Annotated in this window: 18 protein-coding genes, 1 tRNA gene and 1 pseudogene; 12 read left to right on the top strand and 8 right to left on the bottom strand. The window is 59.5% G+C overall.

Features of this window, described 5'->3' with window-relative positions; genetic code table 11:
- Positions 1–83: 83 nt before the first annotated feature.
- Positions 84–689, bottom strand: coding sequence for an ANTAR domain-containing response regulator (locus AC1RJY_RS18670; RefSeq protein WP_011774540.1), 606 nt, complete (start codon positions 687–689; stop codon positions 84–86).
- A gap of 190 nt (positions 690–879) precedes the next feature.
- Here AC1RJY_RS18670 and AC1RJY_RS18665 point away from each other — a divergent pair.
- From AC1RJY_RS18665 to AC1RJY_RS18635, 7 genes are all read left to right on the top strand, one after another.
- Positions 880–961, top strand: a tRNA-Leu gene (locus tag AC1RJY_RS18665).
- Between the two features lie 1,284 nt (positions 962–2,245).
- Positions 2,246–2,764, top strand: a complete 519-nt coding sequence (locus AC1RJY_RS18660) for an SdpI family protein (RefSeq protein WP_498602995.1) — start codon at positions 2,246–2,248, stop codon at positions 2,762–2,764.
- A 156-nt stretch (positions 2,765–2,920) separates the two neighbouring features.
- Positions 2,921–3,511, top strand: coding sequence for a sporulation delaying protein family toxin (locus tag AC1RJY_RS18655; protein WP_498602994.1), 591 nt, complete (start codon positions 2,921–2,923; stop codon positions 3,509–3,511).
- 45 nt (positions 3,512–3,556) lie between these two features.
- Positions 3,557–3,973: an SdpA family antimicrobial peptide system protein gene (locus AC1RJY_RS18650; RefSeq protein ID WP_498602993.1), complete on the top strand. Its 417-nt coding sequence runs from the start codon at positions 3,557–3,559 to the stop codon at positions 3,971–3,973.
- Positions 3,974–4,125: 152 nt separating this feature from the next.
- Complete coding sequence (locus AC1RJY_RS18645; RefSeq protein WP_498602992.1) at positions 4,126–5,085, top strand: sporulation-delaying protein SdpB family protein; 960 nt, start codon at positions 4,126–4,128, stop codon at positions 5,083–5,085.
- Positions 5,086–5,621: 536 nt separating this feature from the next.
- The gene (locus tag AC1RJY_RS18640) at positions 5,622–5,903 is read left to right on the top strand and encodes a hypothetical protein (protein WP_014921518.1); all 282 of its coding nucleotides are present in this window, start codon (positions 5,622–5,624) and stop codon (positions 5,901–5,903) included.
- Between the two features lie 447 nt (positions 5,904–6,350).
- A complete protein-coding gene (locus AC1RJY_RS18635; protein WP_498602991.1) occupies positions 6,351–6,500 on the top strand; it encodes a hypothetical protein in 150 nt (49 codons plus the stop codon).
- Positions 6,501–6,741: 241 nt separating this feature from the next.
- On the opposite strand, the gene AC1RJY_RS18630 is transcribed toward AC1RJY_RS18635, so the two are convergent.
- The 5 genes and pseudogenes from AC1RJY_RS18630 to AC1RJY_RS18610 all read right to left on the bottom strand — a co-directional run bounded on the left by AC1RJY_RS18630 (position 6,742) and on the right by AC1RJY_RS18610 (position 13,089).
- Complete coding sequence (locus tag AC1RJY_RS18630) at positions 6,742–7,149, bottom strand: hypothetical protein (RefSeq protein WP_498603020.1); 408 nt, start codon at positions 7,147–7,149, stop codon at positions 6,742–6,744.
- Positions 7,150–7,311: 162 nt separating this feature from the next.
- Positions 7,312–9,437 (bottom strand): annotated as a pseudogene (gene mobF, locus AC1RJY_RS18625) (MobF family relaxase); the annotation flags it as partial.
- 837 nt (positions 9,438–10,274) lie between these two features.
- The gene (locus AC1RJY_RS18620; RefSeq protein WP_498602990.1) at positions 10,275–11,297 is read right to left on the bottom strand and encodes a LacI family DNA-binding transcriptional regulator; all 1,023 of its coding nucleotides are present in this window, start codon (positions 11,295–11,297) and stop codon (positions 10,275–10,277) included.
- Positions 11,298–11,318: 21 nt separating this feature from the next.
- Complete coding sequence (locus AC1RJY_RS18615; RefSeq protein ID WP_498602989.1) at positions 11,319–12,221, bottom strand: carbohydrate ABC transporter permease; 903 nt, start codon at positions 12,219–12,221, stop codon at positions 11,319–11,321.
- Complete coding sequence (locus tag AC1RJY_RS18610; protein WP_498602988.1) at positions 12,208–13,089, bottom strand: carbohydrate ABC transporter permease; 882 nt, start codon at positions 13,087–13,089, stop codon at positions 12,208–12,210. The genes AC1RJY_RS18615 and AC1RJY_RS18610 overlap by 14 nt, the downstream gene beginning before the upstream one ends.
- 353 nt (positions 13,090–13,442) lie before the next feature.
- Here AC1RJY_RS18610 and AC1RJY_RS18605 point away from each other — a divergent pair, with 353 nt between their 5' ends.
- The 3 genes from AC1RJY_RS18605 to AC1RJY_RS18595 all read left to right on the top strand — a co-directional run bounded on the left by AC1RJY_RS18605 (position 13,443) and on the right by AC1RJY_RS18595 (position 17,195).
- Positions 13,443–14,750: an ABC transporter substrate-binding protein gene (locus AC1RJY_RS18605; RefSeq protein ID WP_498602987.1), complete on the top strand. Its 1,308-nt coding sequence runs from the start codon at positions 13,443–13,445 to the stop codon at positions 14,748–14,750.
- 98 nt (positions 14,751–14,848) lie between these two features.
- Positions 14,849–16,891 carry a beta-galactosidase gene (locus AC1RJY_RS18600; RefSeq protein ID WP_498602986.1) on the top strand — a complete coding sequence of 681 codons (2,043 nt, stop codon included), beginning with the start codon at positions 14,849–14,851 and terminating at the stop codon, positions 16,889–16,891.
- Positions 16,892–16,946: 55 nt separating this feature from the next.
- On the top strand, positions 16,947–17,195 hold the full coding sequence (locus AC1RJY_RS18595; RefSeq protein WP_498602985.1) for a hypothetical protein: 249 nt from the start codon (positions 16,947–16,949) through the stop codon (positions 17,193–17,195).
- 276 nt (positions 17,196–17,471) lie between these two features.
- Here the strand turns inward: AC1RJY_RS18595 and AC1RJY_RS18590 are convergent, their stop codons facing one another.
- Together AC1RJY_RS18590 and AC1RJY_RS18585 are read right to left on the bottom strand one after the other, a co-directional pair.
- Positions 17,472–17,807, bottom strand: coding sequence for a hypothetical protein (locus tag AC1RJY_RS18590; protein ID WP_498602984.1), 336 nt, complete (start codon positions 17,805–17,807; stop codon positions 17,472–17,474).
- A 108-nt stretch (positions 17,808–17,915) separates the two neighbouring features.
- On the bottom strand, positions 17,916–19,220 hold the full coding sequence (locus AC1RJY_RS18585) for a DUF1479 domain-containing protein (protein ID WP_498602983.1): 1,305 nt from the start codon (positions 19,218–19,220) through the stop codon (positions 17,916–17,918).
- 105 nt (positions 19,221–19,325) lie between these two features.
- On the opposite strand from AC1RJY_RS18585, the gene AC1RJY_RS18580 reads away from it, so the two are divergent.
- Both AC1RJY_RS18580 and AC1RJY_RS18575 read left to right on the top strand, forming a co-directional pair.
- On the top strand, positions 19,326–20,423 hold the full coding sequence (locus AC1RJY_RS18580) for an ROK family protein (RefSeq protein ID WP_498602982.1): 1,098 nt from the start codon (positions 19,326–19,328) through the stop codon (positions 20,421–20,423).
- Between the two features lie 10 nt (positions 20,424–20,433).
- Complete coding sequence (locus AC1RJY_RS18575; RefSeq protein ID WP_498602981.1) at positions 20,434–22,314, top strand: AAA family ATPase; 1,881 nt, start codon at positions 20,434–20,436, stop codon at positions 22,312–22,314.
- Positions 22,315–22,364: the final 50 nt, after the last annotated feature.

Here is a 22,364-nt window from a genome sequence, read left to right as displayed (position 1 = left end):
GGCGAGGACGACTTCTCGGCGAGTACGACGGCGGCCGCCCACCTCGCGTGAGGTGAGCGGCCGCCGTCGTGCGTTGCTTTTGCTTAGTTGACCTGGTTGATGATGGTCTCGGCAACCTCACGCATGCTGAGGCGACGGTCCATGGAGGTCTTCTGGATCCAGCGGAAAGCTTCCGGCTCCGTCAGGCCCATCTTGGTGGTCAGGAGGCTCTTGGCGCGCTCTACAAGCTTGCGCGTGGCGAACTGCTCTTGGAGGTCCGAAACCTCGTTCTCGAGGGCCTTGATCTCCTCATGGCGGGAAAGAGCGATCTCGATAGCCGGGATGAGGTCCGCGGGGGAGAACGGCTTGACGACGTAAGCCATCGCGCCGGCATCGCGTGCGCGCTCCACCAACTCCTTCTGGCTGAAAGCGGTCAGCAAGACCACAGGTGCAATGCGGGCCTTGACGATCTTCTCAGCCGCCGAGATGCCGTCCATGACGGGCATCTTCACGTCCATGAGGACAAGGTCCGGCTTGAGCTCCTCGGCCAGCTGCACAGCCTTCTCGCCATTGTCTGCCTCGCCGACGACGTCGTACCCTTCGCCCTTCAAAATCTCGATAATGTCCAGGCGGATGAGGGTCTCATCCTCGGCTACGACAACGCGTCGGGCCGGCTGGGCTGTGGACGTGGACTCCGTCTGTTCGGTCACGGGATCTCCTTGAAAAGGTTCGGCGGGTTCATATCCATCTTAGTGTGGACTCTTTGATGGCAGGTTTTTGTTGCATCAGCGTGCCCGGTTCTTTGAATCAGCCTATCTGCATGTATAGTAATTTCGCGTGCTGGGAAAGGATCGCGTTGCTCACAGAGATGAGAGCAGCTGACTTCCCCGGCATATCCGCGCCCGAGTGGCGGAATTGGCAGACGCGCTGCACTCAAAATGCAGTATCGAAAGGTGTGTGGGTTCGAGTCCCACCTCGGGCACAGCATACCCCCTCGTCAGAGGGGGTTTTTGCTTTAATGTGTGTACATTCTGGGTGGTCAGGTCCCTCTGACTCTGGCCGCGGGGTGTGCCTGGCGCCGCGGGTCGCCTGTGCAGTTGTGGGGGAGCGGGTTCAGGGTCGTGGCTGGCGGCCCTCCGCGTGGTCTCAACTGGGGTTATGCGGTCCTCTCTTGGTTCGTCCGGTAGGTCGTGGTTGGCCTACGCGTCTTCATGGACAGGGGGACGGAGCACAACATGACTTCGAGAACCTACGTCAAGGACACCAGCCATGGCCTCGCTCCTGGGTGGGCGCCTTGTTCAAGGTCATGGCGGTGAACCGACTGCGGCTGTCGGCTGTGTTCAAGCCGTATTCGTTCGTTTGGGCACAGTAGAGGCCGGCTCAGTGGTCACCCATTGAAAGAGTTGAGATTGAGCGGCAGTCCCGAAATCCCGGACCGGTTGCGGTGCGAAGTTGAACCTCCTGGCATTTAGCCGGGGCCTGTCCAGTCGGGCGCCTCCATGACGACGGTGGCTTTGGTGCTGGCCTTCCAGGCGGCCGGGGCGTCAACGTGGACTGTGGCTCTGCTGTTGTGCTTAGCCTCTTGCCAGGTGTCGTTTGGGGCCGTTTGTCGCCCGTGGCTTGACCGCGTCGAGACCACAAAATCCTGGCAACCACTTTGACCCTGCGCGGTTGCATCGGCATTGCCATTGCCATTGCCTTCACGTCCAACGTCACCGGGCTGTTGGTGCTGCTTGGGGTGGCCCCTGTGTGTCTGTGATCGATGGTCCAGCGCTGAGGTTACTTGTGCTCAAGGTCCAGAAGCCAGGCTGGGGGCCCATGACTGCCATCGCCCGGATGTAAGCGTTCCGCGGCGTGGGTATCGTTCTGGGCCCGTTGTTGGCTGGTGTGCTCGCGGACCAGCTCGGCAGCAGGATCGTACTGCTGAGCGGCGCTGGATTATTTTCGTGGCTTGTCGCCGCGGTCATCGTGCTGTTGGGTGTGCGCCGGTACCCACCTGAGAACAAGGCGCCGACGCAGTCTCCATAGTTCAAGCAGGTAGCCGCCGGCCCGCCACCTTGCCTGAGGTGAAGACTCTGGTTGGGAGTGAGCCAGCCGCGAGCGAGTTAGTACTCGGCCGCAGTTTCAGTGACCACGGCATAGACGGCGGTTTTGTCGGCGGAGCTTGCGGCCATCTCCAGGGTGGGTCCATTCCGATCCCTGCAAGACGAATGCAGCTCCGCCGACGAGTCTTCTCCCTATTTCGCGTGTGATAACTACTGACTGAATGCGGGTAGTGATGGAGCCAAAGCAAATCAGCGGCTGTGATTTGCGACGGGCTACGGCCGATGTTAGCGTGGCATTTCAATCTGGAGTTTCCTCGGTTATCCGAGTGCGTAACAGTGAAAGGATCCTTTTGGGGGCGGTTTTCAGCACGACAATGTTCACGATTGCGTTCTTGGTTGTAGCAGTCCTACTTCAAATGCTGGCATCGCAGGTTAAGTCTGGCGATTCGAAGCCTAACTATACGTTTGGCATCCGCTCGAAGGCTACTCTGTCGTCTGAGCGTGCATGGAACGCTGCACACATTTCAGCGCTAGGTGCACTGAAAGCTATTCCGGTGATGCTCATCGGCTTTGTGGCGACACTGTGGGTCATATTTGCAGTACTACCCAAGGATGATTCAAGTGTTCCGTGGATCTTCTTCTCGGGTATGGGGTTCACGGCCATCATGGTGGCCCTGCTCATGCACATGTACTACAAAGCTGATTCGCTGGCTCGACGTATTACTGAGGGCGATGAATAATACAAAGCGGTAATCAGTCTACAACTAAATTTGTTTTCATTAATATTGGGCAATATTGTGTTTTATAGTTCATCTAGTCGATCTTTTCGCATCAGCGTGGCTATGTTGCTATCTCTTCTGCTCGGCCCGGTTGGTATCTCGTCCGCTCAAGCATCTGTGGCTACCACTGTTTCAACGAAGAAAACAGATTTCCGAGGAAACTACAGCGCCGAAGATGCGCTCCGGCTTCTCCTAGCTGGTATCGGACCATTGGCCGAAAGTAACCCACGATTGCTTAGCCTGCTGGGTTTTGCCGCAGATCGTCCGGTCCCAACTCTTGCCGAGGTTGCCCCGATCGTTCAGGACTTCCTTGCCTATTACCCTGGGTTTAGTTCCGAAGTACTGCCAAAGCTCCGCTCCGGAAAGCCCCGCTCGGTCGAGGCTGGCCTGGCCACTTTCACGGAAAAGTTCTATGACTACCTGGCCTACCGCAAGGCGATAACCGATCCTCAGGATGCGCAGCAAGTTACGCCCTATGGGTGCGGCGTGACATGGACATGTGCAGCGGTGGCTGCCTTCGTAGTGGCAAACGGCGCCTTGTATGCCAACGTAGCGGTTGCGACCTTCGTAGTCGTCGCCGGTGGCGCAGTTTTGGTTTTGCTAGTAGTTCCCGGCTATTTGGCAAACAAGGACTACATGACAACGGCAGGTGTGGAAGGGATCGGGCGGGACACCGCGATTGCAGAGCTCACACGAGCGCTGCGATGAACTCGTCCTTGCTATCCCTGAACTGGCTACCTGCCCAGACTTGCCATGACCCTGCATGACCCGTCACAGAGATCAAGAACGGCGGTGCTTGCGGGAGTAATTTCTCTAGCACTGTTTGGCGCCTTCTTCGCGCTTACGATCTTCTACGCCATGCCCAGCAATGTGTTAGCCGTGAAGGAGGGGGAGCCCCTTCGCCGCACATTGGTGTCAGTTGCGCCCCAAGCATGGGCATTCTTCACCAAGCCGCCCAATGATCCGGAATTCGCCGTCTATCAGCTCCGAGATGACGGGTCCGTAGAGTCGTTGATGCAGACTCCACAAACCCGGCCCGAAAACTACTTCGGACTAAGTCGTAAACAAAGGTCTCAGGGGCCGGAGCTGGGCGTGATTGGTAACACCATAAAGGAATGGGCCGATTGCAGCCCCGACGGCGGTCGACAGGAATGCCTCGAGAGGGTGTGATCCCTGGAAACCCAGATCGTCGACAATGACTCACCGGTTGCTTCCGTTTGAGGCCGGATAGTAATTTTTCAGACCAAAGCAGTCCCATGGGCTTACCGGAAATTTGAATCAGAAGCCCGGTTTGAAGTTAAAGGTGCGGTTGTGGATTCGAGATGCAAGGTGCGATGAGAATAATATCCAGTCTGAAAAATGACATCTGGTCATTCAATCCACAATCCCGAATCATTGCTGTCGCTAGGAGCGGTCTGGCGCTCTCCCAGGTACTGACACTCCTACTGACACCAGCACCCTACCTCTACTCGGTTCCGATTCTGGGACAGCCCCCAACCGGACAGTGCACCCGTGCACTGGAGAACGTATCGTTATTCTGCGTTGCGAGCGAGCTCTCGGATGAAGTTGTGCAAGTCTTGATGATTGTTGGTCTAATCGTTGTGACTTCCGGGTTTCTTCCTCGATTTACGTCGTTTCTCCACCTTTGGCTTTCCTACTCATTTGCCAATACAGTTGCCCTACCTGACGGTGGCGACACGGTATTGGTTTTCACTACTTTTTTCCTCGTGTTTGTCTCTCTACCAGATAACCGGCTTTGGCACTGGCCGCAAGGCCACTCACGATCCACTACCAGGTTTGGTGCCTTGCAAGGAATTTCGTGGGCCGCACATTGGGCTCTTAGGATCCAGGTTGCGTATATCTATCTGCACAGTGCGTTGGCAAAACTGAGTGTTGAGAATTGGAGCGAGGGAAGTGCCCTGTACTACATCGTTCGCAGTGAGTTCTTCGGAACTGCGAACTTTCTTCAAAGCTTCGTTTTCTTTCTTACATCCGTTCCTATCGTTGCTCTAATACTTAGTTGGGGAACGATGATTATGGAAGGCGTCATTGCAGGAACCCTTCTTAGCAGGCGACCCATAGTGCAGACCGCAGGATTCGTCGCCTGCGTTGTGTTGCATGTCGGCATCATCATGTTCATTGGGATCTGGTCCTTCGCACTGGCCATGATTCTTTCCGTCATGATTGCAGCGTCGCGGGGGCTGGGTCCTGTCATGAACAAGCTCTTGTCGGAGTTGCCCTTCAAAGCGAGTCCGCGCGGCAATCCGGCGCCCATCGCTTGAGCAGTGAGCCGTCCGGAGGGTGCAGAAGCCAGCGCGGCGATTCGAGACCGGACCGCTGTCTGTGCCCGGCCCGTCATTGGGCCCCAGCTGGACGATTCGTCGGGCGTCTATCATCCGCTGTTCAAGGTGAAGCCTGCTTTGACGCTCCCCGCACTGACTGCGACCCGAACCCGGGTGTGGACAATGTCCACACCCTCCGCCTCGGACTACCACCTACACCCATCGAACTGGCCCGTACTGCGCATGTTTCCGCCATTTCCCAGCGTCTTCCAAGGCTTGGAATCCCGTTCGAGTCCCACCTCGGGCACAGGAAGACCCCCTCTACGGAGGGGGTTTTTGCTTTAACGTGTGTATCAATTTGGACCTGTGTGGTGCCGTTTGTCGTACTGAGTTGCCTTACCGCCGGCATGGGGGGGCGAAATGAGATGACGGTCGGATAAGTCTTTGCCGTTCAGGTCCACGTCTCCCCGCAGTGCGGCGTGGCTCTTTCGTGGGAGAGGGATCTTCATTCGAACATATGTTCTAGTCTTGTTGTTATGAGACCGAAGCAAGACTCCATCGCTTTCGCCCGGATGATGGCACAGATAGATGCCGACAACAGCCACCCGAGACCTGATGACGGCAAGATCATCGAGCTGGAGCCGGGCAGCCAGCCGCTGGTTCGGGTGGGGGAGATCTACGGTCGGGCGATCAAATACACGAGGAGCTTTGGCATGGTCGAGTGGGTGGATGACAGACGCGCGTATCACGTTGAGTGGTTCCCGGCTGCGCAGGTGAGGCGCGTGGACGCTGAATCGTGGAGGGGGCGGCCGCTGTAGGTTCTTGGTATCGGCTTCATATGGGCATGGGCGGTTATACGAAGTGATTGAACCGCGGCGGGGGTTGGTGGACGCGACGGCTAGACGAGTGGTGCCCACGCCAAAACTTGGTCGCCGCTGATGCGGTGGGTCGAGGGCCAAAGAGCTCCCGGTTGCACCTGCGCTGGATCTGCCCGAATCAGCAGAAAAGATCCCGGCCAGATGGGCTCGGGAAGTGCTTCGATCCACGCCGGCTGGTTGCAGTCGAAAGGATTCCACCTGATGGTGATCCACGATCCCGTTGGCTGCACGGAGTCAAAGCAAAGCACAATGAATGACCTCGCTGTAGTCCCGCTAGCCTTCTTTAGGCCTTCGAAGCGTTTCCATTGAGCTGCTGGTTCGGTCTGCCACTGCCTCTGGCTTTAGAGTCGTTGGGCCCAGAAAAGCAGGACTACTACACAGGGAGTCGTGAGAGCGACCAGCAACCAGGCCGTGCCGGAAACCGTGAAGCTGGGAACCGTCAGGATCACGGCAAGCACCAGCGTCACTGCGCTCGCAACGATAAGAGCACGCCTCAAGCTGGAGATTCGCGCATCTCCTCAGAGCGGCCGGGCATAAGACCATCGATAGCCTTTGCGAGATCCAGCCCGCAGCGATTTGAGCCAGGTAATCGTACTCGCGGCTTAGCCGCTCCAAGCTGTCGGCGTGCTGCTGCCGTTCGAAGTCCCGTACCTCATGCGCCGTTCGCTCCGCATCTTCAGCAGCAAGGGCTTCGCCCAGGATTACCCGCCACCTCGAACGCGCCCTCGGATCCAAGAGCTCTTCCTCGTCCGGGTCGTTCTCGCTGACATAGGCCGTGTTAGCGTGCCCCCCGGGTCATGCTGACATACAGCAGCTCGCGCGTGAGGCGGCCGGGAGTCACGACTGTGTGGCCGGTGTCTACAGTGATGCCCTGACTGCGATGGGCTGTGGTGGCGTAGCCCAGCTCCATCGACACCTCCACATATCTGCTCGGCAAGAGTATGGAAGCTCCGGTGTCTACGCGTGTCGCGTTAATAGCGCCGTGGCTTCTATCGACTCCCGTGACTTCGAGGAGCGTCCCATTGCGAAGGAACTCACCTCGACCGTCGTGAATGGAACGGTCATTCCGGCGGGCAATAACGATGTCGCCACGACCGGCTCGTAGGCCGTCCCGAAGGACCGCGGTGAGTTCCGCGTCCACGGCGCCCAGACTTACCCGGTCAGCTTGGGCCCGTTCATTAAGCATTTGGACGGTCTCGTTATCAGGAGCTATCAAGACCGAGACGCGGCCAGCCAGAATTTCCGAGTGCCACGCAGAGTATGCACGGTCGACCATGTCCGAGTAGTGGCCATGTCTGATGCGACCGTGATCCTCATACTCTGCGAGCACAGACGGACGTCCCTCACGCAGCCCGAGGGAGGCTGACCGTTCCCACGGATCCTTGAAACGCCAAATCGTGCTCAACCGGGCTGCCTTTCCCTGCCGATCAAGCCAACCAAGCACACCGCCAGCATCGATCGAATCGAGCTGCGCCGGATCCCCAACTAAGAGGATCTTGGCTCCCGCTTCCTTGACCCGCGGACCAGCGCTGCGAGCTGAAGAGTTGAGACCATCGAAGCTTCATCGACAATCACGAGCTGGTTGGGCCGGAACAGCCATTGGGGCTGGTCGGTAGCCAGCCGAGCGACCTCTTGTTGAAGCCGACTAACAAATGGGCCGAGGGGAACTGATGCTCTACGCAGTCGATTGTCCGCCTGGAAGAACCGCCCTGCCCGTTCGGCGGCACCAGACCCAACGGATTCATGCAGCCACTTAGCGACGTTCTCAGTAACCATCCGCAGCTCCGAACCGAGAACCTCGGCGCTCGCAGCAGCCGGCGCCAGACCAACAACGCTGCCCACCCCGTACGCCACCTCCCACGCAGCCTTCACGGCGCCAAGGGTCGTCGTCTTTCCGGTCCCGGCCGGTCCAACGATGGCGTCGAGCCTGCTGCAACTCAGCAGGACATCCGACGCTGCCGTCAGTTGGTCATCGTGCAGGGGTGACCCTTCGCCGTTTCTGTAAGAGGTGAGCGTCTGGAAGGCGAGGCCGACAGGCGCGGCCGGGCCGCCGTCGTCGTTCTTCGCCGCCATGACTTCGTCCTCAAAGGCGATCGTCAACGCATCCGTGTAGAGACGCGACCCGTGGAAATCGAAGACGCTGCTCCCGGCGAACCGCAGATCATCAGCCGCATCCGCGGGGACGCCGTACCGATACTGGTTGAGCGGCACGGATTGACGCTCTGCCCCGGTGGCCACGGCACCGATCAGCGCGTTGCGGTCGGCGGGGGAGGCGCAACGGATCTCAGCGCACACGCGCTCACCCTCGGCGATCAGGTTCCAGCGATTCCAGGTTGAGCGTTTGGCCGCCACACGCTGTCGGGTGACGAGACCGACGGCGTCAATCCAGTCGGGTGCGAAGTCGCCAGCGCGGAACGGACGTGAGCGGGAGCGCCGAATAGTGGAGGCTACGACGGATTCCGGGTCGAAGCCCTGGGCCATGGCTCTGGCGCGCCACTGCGCGGACAGCGTTCGCAATGGTGACGGCTCAACGTTCTTTGGAGTTCGAGTCGAGAGCGTGGCTTGCTGGCGCAACCTAACGATGGTTGTCGCGGTCGGGCGAGCTCCGTGTTCAGTAATCCACTGATTGACCAGGCGATCGGTCTCGATGTCGATGAGCCTTGAACGGTTGGAGAATTCGCCGACGAGACCTTCGGCGATGCCAGTGAGTTGCTGGCTTGGATTGTGTGTGTTTTGCGCTGGGGTTCGGATGTCGGTGTCTGTGCCCAAGCTCGAGTGCAAGGCATCAAAGAGGAGTCCGTTGTAATGTTCGCTGGCGGCGACAACTGCTTTGTATAGGGAGCGGGAGTCCAAGGTGGCCCATGCACCATCCGTGACGCGCTGGACTCGGTTTGCGATGACTAGGTGGGTGTGGAGCTGAGGGTCGCCGGCGCGTGATTCCCAATGGTCGAATGCTGCGGCGATGACGCCTCGGGTGCCGACGTGAGCAACGCCGTTCCGCCCGGATCTGGTGTTGATGACCTGCTCTTCCATCCAGGCAAGCGTTGCTTCGACGGCGTGGTGATGGGTCCGCAGGACTTGTTCTTGCAGAAGGCGGGGGCTTAGTGCCCACAGCGTGGAGACGGATTTCGGGACGCTGAACGTGAGGTCGAAGCCGGCGACAGCGTGCTTTGTCGCCCTTTGAATGTTGGCCTCTTGGCTGATCGGCGGTTGCCCGTGCGTCCTCCCTAGCAAATTCTTGCTGTCGGGATGGGCTGCGTCCTGGAAGATGGAACGTGCGTCAGATTCTGTGACTTTGTCCCCCAGTGTGCGGCCAATGTCTGGGAGTCCGCTGCCCAGCCAACGACCCTGAGGTGTTCCGGTTTGCACGTAATAACTGATGGTGTCTGCAGGAGTAGGGGAGGCGTCGTCCAACATCGTTGACTTGAACAAATACTTGAGGCCTGATCGTACGGAGAGTCTGGCGATGGACATAGTCATGGCCGTGCTGCTCCGGTTCGGTTCCTGGTGGGCAGCCAGCCTCGCCGTCGGAGGATGTCGAGCGTGGCGGCGTCGAGAGCCACGCCTTTTGCTCTTGAAACTTGAAGCAAGACGGCCGCCAACCGGGCGAGGTCTTGAACATTAGTTCGTTGGGCACGCTTTAGGCGGAGGACTTCGTTGTGCAGGAGGCCGTTTCTGGTTTCCAGTTCGTCGTAGATGGAATGCAAGCGTTCTAGTTCGGAGGACTGCGATCGTAGCTCGGTTAGGAGCCGGTCTAAGGTTTGGCCGCTGTCGGATTGCTCGCTGATTGTTTGGCTTCCGGGGCACTGCTTGTTCACACCAGTTCATGTGGGCTGCGCGCACACTCCGCATGATTTTCCGGCCCGCTGGCCCTGGATGCCAGAGGTGTGAAGGTGTGAAAGTGTGGCGGCGTCTGGAGAACTTGAACATTCTCGTCTACGTGATAAGCACGATTAAGGTCCGGACAGTGTTGCAGGCTCGTTTGGATAGTCTCGTCGAAGGCACGGACGCCTGTACTAACTGTCATGGAATGCGCAGTCGAGTCTGTCCGGCTGAGTTGAATCCTCCCTCTGGAGGCCGACTGGCATCGCCGCACTCAAGATTGGCAGGCGGATATATGCGGTCGGCCAATTGCCGACAAGAGCCCAAGCGGGCGCAGTCCGCACCGACTCCAAGCACGACTGGTTTACCGAACCGGCCTGGCTTTTTGCCCATCGGCGCGGTCACTGCGGACATTGGGTGGTTTGCCCAGACCCCTGCGGGCCGCCTCAACGAGGCTGCTGGGGCCAAGTTGCGGTAGAGGCCCTCTCGTCAGGCGGATTCGCGGAGGCAAAGTCGGTGCTTTAGGACTAGCTTGGATTCAGGACCGCCGGGTGCGACTTTGCCGTTAAGCAGTTTTTCGGCCAGTTGGACGGCGACGTTTCCCATTTCCTTGAAGTCAATGGATAGCGTCGAAAGTTCCGGTGTCAAAAGCTCACCCAGGGCTATGCCATCCATGCCGATAACTGCGCAGTCCTCGGGCACGGACTTGCCGGCTGCTGCCAGTGCCTTCATGGCCCCGATGGCCATGACATCGTTGAAGGTAATCAGCGCTTCGGGTAATCCGCCCCGTTCCACCAGTGAGGCTATGACTCTTCTGGCGCCTTCTGCAGAATCGGCCGAGTTAATGAATGTCACCGGGATGCCCAGCTCTCCGGCGCGGCGCGCGAAAGCCTGGGCGCGAACGGAGAGGCCTTCGTCCCGTACGTAGTCGAGGTAGGTGATGTTCCTGCAACCGCGCCCCAGCAGGTGGTCCAAGGCCAAGTGGGCGGCGTGGCTGTAATCGAAGGTCAGTTCGCCTGCTGCCCCGGCATTGGCCAGGTCCAAGAGCACGAGAGGGCGTCTGCCCAGAACTTTCTGGGAGGCTCCGGTCTCGTTGCCTAGCCATCCGATGACAGCGTCGACCTGAGGTGCGATCTGTTGGATGGCGGACACCGGGCTGACGGAACCGTCGCCGTAGTCACTGATGACCACCTGCCAACCACGCTTGGTTGCCTGTTCAACGACACTGGAGACAAAGGTAGGAAAGTAGGGGTTGGCGAGCCCGGGGACGGCCAGACCCAGAGAGACTTGAGCTCCTTGGGTCAGACCCTTGGCGAACCGGCTCGGAACATAGTCGAGCTCCTGGGCGAGTTTGCGGATCCGCTCACGGGTTTCAGGCTTGATGCCGGGCATGTCATTCATCGCGCGAGTAACAGTCATCTTGGAAACACCGGCTGCCGTCGCCACGTCGACGATCGTGGCACGCCGACCCAGTGAGCTGGCTGCCGATGACGAGGCGTTATGTGTTTTCATTGTCTTATTTTAGAGCGGGGTCTACTTGATGCCGGTTGTGGCGATGCCTTTGACCAGGTATTTCTGCCCAATGAGGAAGACAACGAACACCGGGATCAGGGTGACGATCGACATGGCGAACAGTGAGCCCCATGAGGCTCCGCTGGTGGCGTCCACAAAGTTCCGCAACGCCACCGGAGCGGTGTGGAGGGCTGGCTTTGTCAGATAGATCAACTGGCCGAAGAAGTCATTCCATGTCCAAATGAACGTGAAGATCGCAGTGGTAGCCAGCGCCGGGACGGAAAGCGGCAGAATGACCTGAAAGTAGGTGCGCCAGTACCCTGCACCATCCAGACGGGCTGCTTCGTCCAGTTCCTTCGGCAGGCTGCGGAAGAACTGCACCATCAGGAAGATGAAGAATGCATCTGTGGCCAGGAACTTCGGGACGATCAGCGGCAGGAAACTGTTGACCCAGCCCATGTTGGAGAACAGTACGTACTGAGGAATGAGCACCACGTGCATGGGGAGCATCAGCGTGAGCAGCATCGCGCCGAAAAACAGGCCCCGGCCGCGGAACTCGAGTTTCGCGAAGGCGTAGGCGGCCATCGAACACGTCAGGAGGTTGCCGAGCAGTGACCCCGCGACGATGATGGCCGAGTTGATCAGGAAGACGTGGAAGGGATGCGCGAGGGCATTCCAGCCATCAGCGTAGTGCCCGGTATCGACCTCTGTAGGGATGAGGGTTGGGTCCTTGAAGATCAACGCCTCCGGCCTGAATGAACTGGCGATCATCCACAGCAGCGGATACAGCATGAGACCTGCGGTCAGGATGAGGGCGACGTGCTTCAGGATTCCCTTGATGCGGCCCTTGTGTTGGCCACGAGCCGGAGACGCCTGCCCGGTGCCGGGCTGGCTCTTTACTGGTTTGGTATCAATCGCGGTCATTGTAGAACACCCATCGCTTGCTGAAGTAAAAGTTAACTGCCGTAAAGATGCCGATGATCAAGACCAAAAGCCATGCCATGGCAGATGCGTAGCCCATGTTGAGACGACCGAATCCTTGCTCGTAGAGATACAGGGAATAGAACAGAGTCGAGTCTGCGGGTCCGCCTGTTCCACCGCTGACCACGAAGGCCTGTGTGAAGGTCTGGAATGCATTGATGATTTGGAGGATGAGGTTGAAGAACAGAATCGGTGTCAGCAATGGCACTGTGACGTTTGTGAACTTCTTCCACTTGCCGGCGCCGTCCAGGGAAGCGGCCTCGTAGAGGTCCTCGGGGATTTGCCGTAGGCCGGCGAGGAAGATCACCATCGACGAACCGAAGCTCCACACGTGGAGCATAATGAGCGAGCTGAGCGCCGTGTTTGGATTGGAGATCCAGCCGGGCCCATCAATGCCGAAAACTGCCAGGAACTGATTCACAAGCCCATCACTGCCGAATACCTGCCTCCACAAAACGCCGACGGCGACAGAACCGCCCAGGAGGGAGGGCAGATAGAAGACGGAACGGTAGAACGGAAGACCCCGGATGCCCTTGTTTAGCAGCATCGCCAGTGACAGTGCGACGGCCAAGAGCGCGGGTACACCGATCAGGACGTAGATGAATGTGACGCCCAAGGACTTGTGAAGCCGCTGGTCGTTGAACATTTGTTCGTAGTTCTCCAGGCCGATCCATTCCGGGGCGCGGAGCAGGTTGTAGTCGGTGAACGAGAAATACAGTGACGCAACCATGGGGCCGACGGTGATGACGAGCATCCCCACGAACCACGGTAGAAGGAACGACCAGGCAGCACGCTCTTCGAGCCGTTTCATGAGTGTGCGGCCCCTGGGCGGCGCCTTTGGATGGGCTGCCTTGCTCCTCTTTGAGGGTGTCAGCGTTGACATGGGTACTCCGAAAATTGGTGAGGTTTGGGTTGAGGCTGGTTTCGAGCATGCACCGAGAAAACGGTTTCGTCAAGGACTTGACGGGTACGTGACCGGTAACTATTGTTTTTGATTAACCCACCAGAAGCCATTAAAAAAGGCAATTCTATGGACGTTACCGGTCACTCATAATGCGGGCCACCGTATCCGCAGTCGCAGGAGCTGGTCGGTCGGTTGCCGCAATCCGCGGACATCAACGGAGTGTCCGCCAATCTCTCTTCGTGAAGCAAAGGAGCTCTACAGTGCGAACCAAACGAACACGCCCTCGGCACACCGGGGTGATTGCCGGCGTCGTTTCAGCCCTGGCATGTATTGCAATGATGTCCGGCTGCAGCGCCGGCGGCGATCAGGCATCCGGCGGGGACGTGACACTGAGGTTCAACTGGTGGGGTTCTGATGCCCGCCACACCCAGACACAGAAGGTCATCGACCTTTTCGAAGAAGCCCATCCCAATATCAAGGTCCAGCCGGAGTTCTCCAACTTCGCCGACTATTTCAACAAGCTCTCCACCGGTGCAGCCTCCCGTGACCTTCCCGACGTGATGCAGATGACCGACCCGTACATGTACTCATACATCGACAACGGTCAACTTGTGGACCTGAACAAGTACTCCGATGTCCTGCCCACCGCCGATTTCACCGGCTCCTCGTTGGCCGGTACCAAAATCGATGACGGCCTGTACGGCATCCCTACCGGCGAATCCGGCTTCGGCATAGCCGTCAATCCCGCAATATTCGAAAGGGCTGGGGTTCCGCTGCCCGACGATGAGTCTTGGAGCTGGGACGACTTCATTGAAAAGTCCGTTGCCATCTCCAAAGCGCTCCCGGGAACGGCTGGTGCCTCCATCACCATGGACGAACAAACCATGAACATGTGGATCCGCCAGCACGGGGAGGACTACTGGAAGGACAACGGCAAAGAGATCGGCTTCAAAGCCGAAACCGCCGCCAGTTGGTGGGAATTTGTGAAGAAGCTTCGCGACAGCGGAGGAACCGACTCCGTCGAAGCCGAACTGGAGTCCGCAAGTGTCGCCCTGGAGCAAGGACAACTGGCCTTGGGAAAAAAGGCCATGACGCTGATCTCGGTCAACCAACTGGGCAGCCTCGAGAAAGCCGCCAACCAGGAATTCAAACTCATGCGCCTGCCCGGCGAAAAGCAGTTCGAAGCCAAGGGTGGCTGGACTAAACCCGGCATCTATTACTCCCTCTCGGCCAACAGTGAACACCCCAAAGAAGCAGCAATGCTCATCGACTTCCTGACCAACTCGCCCGAAGCAGGCAAGGTCCTTAAGTTTGACCGCGGCGTACCCTCCAACTCCAAGGTCCTGGATGCGATCACCCCGGAACTCACCCCGGTAGAAAAGCGCGTGGCCGAATACGTCATCCGGGTCAACGAACTGGACACCCCTGCGTACGCCATCCCCAACGCGAAGGCAGGCGGCGTCCTCCTCGAGACCGTCAAGCGACTATCTCAGGAAGTCGTCTTCGACCGTCTGACCCCGCAGCAAGCCGCTGACCAACTCATCAGCGAAGTCAAAGCCGCCATGTAAAGGAGCTGCGGCGCCCCCAGGCTCTCCCTGGGGGCGCCGCAGCCCCCACTATCCTCAAGCGCACCCACCCCATTTCCCACACGAGAGCTCCTTCTTCCATGAACCCCGCACCTCTTGAATCCTTCCGCCAACGCCTTCCCGGCATCATCTACGGTGGCGATTACAACCCCGAACAATGGCCCCGTGAGACGTGGCACGAAGACGTCCGGCTCATGCGCGAATCCAACGTCAGGCTCGTCAGCCTGGGAGTGTTCTCGTGGTCAGCCATCGAACCAGCCGACGGTGAGTTCACCTTCGGCTGGTTGGACGAAATCATGGACCTCCTGGCCACCAACGGCATATCCGTGAACCTGGCCACCCCGAACGCGACCCCTCCACCATGGCTTGCGACGTCCTTCCCGGAAACCCTCATGGTTGAGCGCTCCGGCACGCGTATAGCGATCGGCAGCCGAGGACACTTCTGTCCCTCGTCGCCGGTGTACAGGGATCGGAGCCAGCGCATTGCACGCCTTCTGGCCGAGCGCTACAGGGACCACCCCGCCCTGGCCATGTGGCACATTGGGAACGAATACCACCAGTACTGTTTCTGTGACCTGTGCGATGAGAGCTTCCGCGGCTGGTTGAAGGACAAGTACGGGTTCCTAGAGGAGCTCAACAGCCGCTGGGGCACCAGCTTCTGGGGCCAAATCTACAGCGACTGGGGCCAGGTCCACGTGCCCAAACCGGTGCGAGGTTGGGTCAATCCCGCCCGGGACCTGGACTACGCCCGCTTCAACAGCGACATACAACTCGACCTCTATCAGCAGGAACGGGACATCCTGAAGTCCGTCACCCCCAACATTCCGTCGACGACCAACTTTGTCCAGTTCTTCCCGGTCCAGGACTACCGGCGATGGGCAGCCGAGCTGGACGTCGTGGCGCTGGACATTTACCCTGACCCGGGTAAACCGGCGTCCTTGGTCGAGGCCGCCATGCAGTACGACCTGATGCGCCACCTCGGCGGAGGTGACCCGTGGATGATGATGGAACAAGCCGCCGGTGCCGTCAGCCAGTGGAGGGTCAACGTCCCCAAGAAGCCGGGCATGATGCGGCTGGGGTCTTATCAGGCGGTGGCCCATGGAGCCGACGCTGTCATGTTCTTCCAATGGCGTGCATCACGGTTCGGCCAGGAAAAATTCCACTCGGCCATGCTCCCGCACGGCGGCGAGGCAACCCGCGGCTGGCAGGAAGTCAAGGAGCTCGGCAACGAGCTGGCCCAGCTGGACGGCGTTGCCGGGGCCCGCAGTGACGCGAAAGTGGCCATTGTCTGGGAATGGGACAACTTCTGGGCTGTGGAAGGCGCCGCGCATCCGGTGAACGATTTCAGCTACAAGGAAGCGGTCATCAGCCATTACAGTGCCCTCTGGAAGACCAACGTCACCGTGGATGCCGTCACGCTGTCCTCGGATTTGTCACCGTACAGGCTGCTGGTGATCCCGAACCAGTACCTCATCACCGAAGAGCAGCATGCGGCCGTTCGTGACTTCGTGCAGGCCGGGGGACACGTTCTCGTGTCCTACTTCTCCGGCATTGTGAACGAAGACGACCAAGTCATCGCGAACGGGTACCCTGGCGGGCTCAGGGATGTCATCGGCGCACACGTCCTGGACTTCGCACCCCTGCCGCCTGCTGACACCGTGACGGTCCGGGCTGCTGTCCGGCAGGAGCTTGTTGAGAGTGGCTTCACAGTGACAGCGAACCGCTGGCAGGACGACATTGCCCCTGAAACAGCCGGCGTTGTTGCCGTCTACAGTGGAGGCCACTTGGACGGGAAACCCGCAATCCTTGACCACCAGCTCGGTGAAGGCACCGTGGTGTATCTCGGAACGCAGCTACCGCAGGAGTCATTGGACGAAATCGTTGCTGCCCTCATCTCCCGCGCAGCAGTGGAGGCTCCGCATGGGGCACCCAACGAAGTTGAAGTTACCGAACGACGCACCGATGAACATAGCTACCTCTTCTTCCTGAACTACTCCGAAGAGGCGAAAATCCTGGATCTGGAAGTCACGGGGCACGAACTCCTCGGAAACCGTCGGGTGGCGAAGGGCGATGAGCTCATCCTCGAACGCGACGGTGTAGCAGTGATTCAGGTGGAGCGCTGAACCCAGTGACTGGTTCCCTTCATCGGGCGGTGGCCAAGCTTGAGGACCTCTGTCCGTGGGGGGCGGGTTTCACGTCTCCCAAGCAGATGGAAGTCCGGCTCCGGAGGTTCTGTGCCTCGCCCGGGAAATGCTCACTGGACCTTTCGCGGCCGTCGACACATCCAGCAACTACGCCCAAGCACAACTGCTGGGTCTGACAACGCTGCCCCCGTCCCACCTGCACAACCCGCTCCGGGCAACGGCGCTGGAGCAGGCTTTCGCCCCACAAGGGGCAGTCCAAGAAATGACGGAAGATAAGGAATAAGGCCATGTCTCGACGCCGGTTCGTTGCCAGCGGACTCTTCAATGCAGTCCTTACGCGCAACAGGTACACGATTGTCCATTCGCGTGCCGTCTCGACATCCCTCGTGCTCCCGATGCGCTTATGTTTCGGTCGCAGGCACGGCTCATTCTCTAACGGGTGGGTGTGGGACTGCGGGTTAGGCCGGCGTGGTTCGCCGGGGCCGTAGCATCGCCGGTGTACGCGTTCCGGTGGGTCCGGGCGGATCATTGAGCGGCCAGGATCGTGGCGGTGGAGGTATTAGTTCCGCTCCGCGTTGTCCTTTTCGTGGATGGCTCCGAAGGGAACGGTGGAGGTGAGCCGGACAGAGAACCGGCAGAAGTCGTGCCGGGTGACCAGGATGCCCTGTTTACCCTCCATCGCGGCCTTGAACCGTGCAGTCCCCAGAGCCCTGTCGAGTTCAAAGTCGCGTTCCTGGGCGGAGCCCACAACGAAGTCGGCGATAAGCATTTCAGGTGTTGTCGTCGGAGCGCCGTCGCTTGTTGGGCGAACGTGGTTGCCCTGACGGCGGTTCGGGCGTCCGTCGTCACCGCGTCGGTTGATACGGGTATGCGGCGCATTTTGAACGATGGTCATGACTGTCTTTCGTGGTTCAGTGCTTCTGTTGTGGATATGAAAGAGGGACGCCCAACCCCAATGAATGCTGGTTGGACGTCCCCCGGGTAACGCTGTCAGAAGTGCAGCTTATGGCTGGGCTGCTGCTGCCTGGTTGGCTTGGCGTGCGCTACGGGTGATCCCCAGGCCGCGGGCACCGATTTCGTTCAGGTCTTCTTCCTTGAAACGGTTTGCCCAATCGGTTTCGTAGTCTTCCTTGGGGAAGTCTGTCGGGCTTTCACCGAGGCGGAAACGCTCGGCGACGTTGGCTGCGTACTTCGCGTTCTTTTCGCACATGGGCGCGGCCGGGATGTAAATGACATTTCCCCATCCCTTTTGATCGGTGACCGGCTCGACGCTGTGAATGACGTCGGAATGCCACCAGACGGAGTCGCCAGGTTTTACATCCGGAATGCCCGAGACAGCGTCCAGCAGCAGGGGATGCCACTTCTCGTCAACGCCGAGTGCCATACCTTGCTCGGCTCCGCAGAGCGAGTCCTCCGGGACATCGTTCAGTAGGGGGCGGATGAGCATGTAGGCCATGGCGGCAGGAATCGGTACTACGTGCAGTACGCCCTGATCATGTTGCATTTCCGACATGGCCAGCCAGCCCTGGAAACTGCGGAAGACGCTGCACATTGTGGATGACGGGTATTCGTCGACTTCAGTGCGGTAGGCGGCATCCCACGGATCGAAAGACTCGAAATCGCCGTGGAAGAGGCTGGAGAACACCTGCTGGTAGGCGGGGGTCAGCCATCGCTCCACCGAGCCGGAGTCCGTGTGGGCACCGAGACCGTTCGAGTTCGCTCCCGGTGGGCGGCGACGGATCCTGTCCGGGTACATTGCGTCCTGATCCGGATCGAACCAAGTGACACCTTTCGATTCGCTCTTCCACTGGGCGTTCATGAAGCTCTGCACCTTGGCAGTGTGCTCGTGCTGTCGGGCTTCCATCTGGGCGGGGGACCAGTAGATGGGGTAAATTTCTGGCTTTGAAGCCTTCAGATTGCCGAAGAAGTTGTCAGCGGGTCCTCGGTACTTCTTGTCGAAGTCGTTGCTGTCAACGTAGTCGACCAGTGACTGGTCCCAGCCCGTGGCCGTGTCTTCGGACACCTGGCCGCGGATGACGGCACAACCGCGCCGGTGGATGAGGTCCAGTGTCTCCTGTGGAACTGTTCCGTTCTCGATGTCGGAGTACTGGACGATCGGCCAGACGCTTTCGCCCCGCGCCTTCGTTTGCACGATGTCCTCGACTTCGGCGCGGACAAAGGTTTCGATCTTGGCGAAGAGGCCTTCCACGTCACCGATCTGGGCGCGAAGCATCTTCTTGACTGCCTTGATGGCCGCGGGGTAATCCGCCGGTGGATTCTCCCAGCTTGTCTGCTCCGTCTCGGTCATTTTTCTCCTCAGTATCTATCAGTAATGATTGCTTACTGGATGGTATGGCTCAACTGTACCCCACGCGCTATGATTCAGTAAAGGCTCCTAACTGAGGATTTTTGAATGGCTACCGTACAGGAATTACCGCGACACGAAATGCTGGCCTCCATCACTGAAGCTCGTTTTCTTGAAGCCCTGTTCTTATCGGAAGGACCACTATCACGTGCAGAGATCTCCCAACAGACGGGTATCTCCAAACCGGCTATCTCTGAGGCCGCCAAACGGCTCACCGAGCATGGCATCATCCTCTCGACCGGCACCCGGCGTGGCGGCCGCGGGGGTGTTGCCACCCTGTTCGAAGTAAACGGCAAGCGCGCGCACTCCCTGGCGTTGGGCCTGGCCCCCCGGAAGATCTCGGCACATGCCGTGGCCCTGGACGGGACCACCGCTTTCGAGGCTGAGCGGGACGTGGAGTTGGACAGCTCGCCGGCTGTCGTCATTGAGACGGCCCGACGACTGTTGGAGGAAGCGTCACAGGCGTCCGGGTCGCCGCTGGAATCGATCTGTGTCTCGGTGGCGAATCCAATCGACCCAAGGACGGGCGAAACCGTCGCTCTTGAAAATTCGGCGTTCGCGGCGGGACGGTTCAACATCGTCCATGAACTGGGCATCAGTGCACCCCACGTCGTTGTGGACAATGACGTCAACTGGGCGACCCTGGCGGAGCGGCACCTTGGCGCTATGGCGGGAGTTGACGATTTCGTCTACATCTACCTGGGCGACGGCCTTGGGGCCGGGCTCTTCCTGGGGGGATCCCTGCAACGGGGCTATAGAGGATTGGCCGGAGAGATAGGCTACTTGCGTGATTTGGACGGCATGGACCTGACGGAGCGGCTCTCCGCTCACGGGTTCGGACGTGATTCTGCCTACGGACTGGACTCGCGAGCGGTTAGCGCCTCAGCGACCCGGCCCGCAGCCAACCTGGAAGAGGCCATGAAACGGGTGTCCCACCACATTGCCAATATCGTGACGCTGGTGAATCCGCGAGCCATCGTCCTTGGTGGCCCCTTGACGCATGATGAGCGCGTCGTAGACATCATCACGGCAAACGTCTCCCAGCTCGTGGTCACTCCCGTTGACGTGGTCGCCGGGAACTTCGCGCCCCTTGATGGTGCCAACTTCGAAGCCCAGCGGCTGGCCCGCCGGTCGTTCGGGTTCTGAGGAGCGACACATGGTAGATCATGCAGCCCGGACGTCGACAGAATCGCCACGCGGGAAGATCCTACCCACGTGGGTTCGGGAAATTGACGTCCTTCTTCCCATTACCCGGCAATTCCTGCTGGACGGTAACATCGAGGACTTCCATCTGGTCAGTTCGGACAAAGGCGTGGAACTGCGTGCCGCCAATGACCTCATAATCGACCGGCTCAGGGTCAACGCATTTGATCTCGTTTACGCCTACGACCCGGTAGAGGGAATCTCCATGGAGTACGAACGGGCAGCTGGAACAGCGGAAACGTTCTTCAGCTCATCGCACCTGAACCGGTCCACGTCCGCGACGTTGGGGAAATTATCGGATCTGATCCGCAAGGCCATGTCGGACGGTGAGCAGCGCGTCGGCATTTTGATCCGTTTTGCCGGCCGGCTCTGGAGGGATGAACAGAACGCCGGTACGGACCTTCGCTCCTTGTTCACTTTGGCGGAAAAACTCGCCCACGCCGAACCTGACCTCGAGCTTCCGCAACGCCGCCCGGACAGCATTGGTGGAGTGGTCTTCTGGATTGGGGGCCATCATGGAGAGCCGCCGCGATGGCTCGCCGATGGCGACCAGGTCAGCAGCATCAGCGTCGCCACACCGGAACTGGGCATCAGACGTGCCGCGGCGTCTTCACTGATGGCCCACTTGCCGGGCTTCACGGAACTGCCCGCCGAGCAGGCCGCCTCAGCCATTACCTCCTTTGCCCGGCTCTCCGACGGCATGATGCTGCGGGACCTCAGCCACATTGTCACCCTCGCAGTCGATGCCGATGTGCCGCCGGCTGCGGTGGAAACTGCCATCCGAAGCCTTCGATTCGGTGTGTCGGAAAGCCCCTGGGCCGACCCGGACCTGCTGCGCCGAGTAGCCGATGGTGAAGCTAAAGTCAGCGCCAGGGTGCTGGGACAGCCGGTGGCCGTAGCGCGTTCCCTGGATGTGTTGCTTCGTGCAGCGACTGGACTCACGGGGGCTCACATAGGAGGCGCAACGGTCAACAGGCCGCAAGGGATCCTGTTCTTCGCAGGACCCACGGGAGTCGGTAAGACGGAACTGGCCAAGTCCTTGGCTGAACTCCTTTTCGGTGTGGAGGACGCCTATACGCGCTTCGACATGAGCGAATTTTCGGCCGAGCACTCAGAGGCGCGGCTGATCGGCGCGCCTCCGGGCTACGTTGGATTCGGCGCCGGCGGTGAGCTGACGAACGCGGTCCGGCAGAAACCCTTCTCGATCCTGCTCTTTGACGAGATCGAAAAAGCCCATCCGAGGATTCTGGACAAGTTCCTGCAGATCCTCGAAGACGGGCGGCTGACAGACGGGGCCGGCGACACTGTCTATTTCAGTGAGACCGTCATCATCTTCACCTCGAACCTGGGCGCCTCGCCGTCGCCGACGAGTGGGGAAACCGACCAGGAACCCCCCGTAACCCACCGCAGTGACCCCTACGAAGTTACCCGGGCGAGGGTCCACACAGCAATCACCCGACACTTCACAGAAGAGCTTCAGCGGCCGGAAATCCTCAACCGCATCGGAGACAACATCATCGTCTTCGACTACATTTCCGAGACCATAGCCCGGGAACTGGTCAAGAACTACCTCAATACCGCCACTGCCACGGTGAAGGCCCGCTTCAATCTGACGCTGGACATTGCCCCGGCTGTGGCAGATGCCGTCACCCAGGCTGCCTTGAGGAACCTCGATTTCGGCGGCCGAGGTGTCAGTTCGGCTGTGGAAAGTGCCTTTGTGAATCCGCTGGCCCGCGCCTTGTTTCGCATTCCGGACCGGTCAGCGCACGCCACCGTGACCGATCTCAGGTCCACCGACAGCGGGTGGGAGCTCACCGTTACTGCAGAGGGGTAACGCGCAGGCGTCTCCGACGAGCTGTGGTCCCGTAGGAGGCCGGGGAGCGG

The organism is Arthrobacter sp. GW822-FHT05G07 (assembly GCF_058799755.1).
The sequence above is the reverse complement of the archived record's forward strand: the minus strand, read 5'-3'. Positions and strand labels throughout refer to the sequence as shown.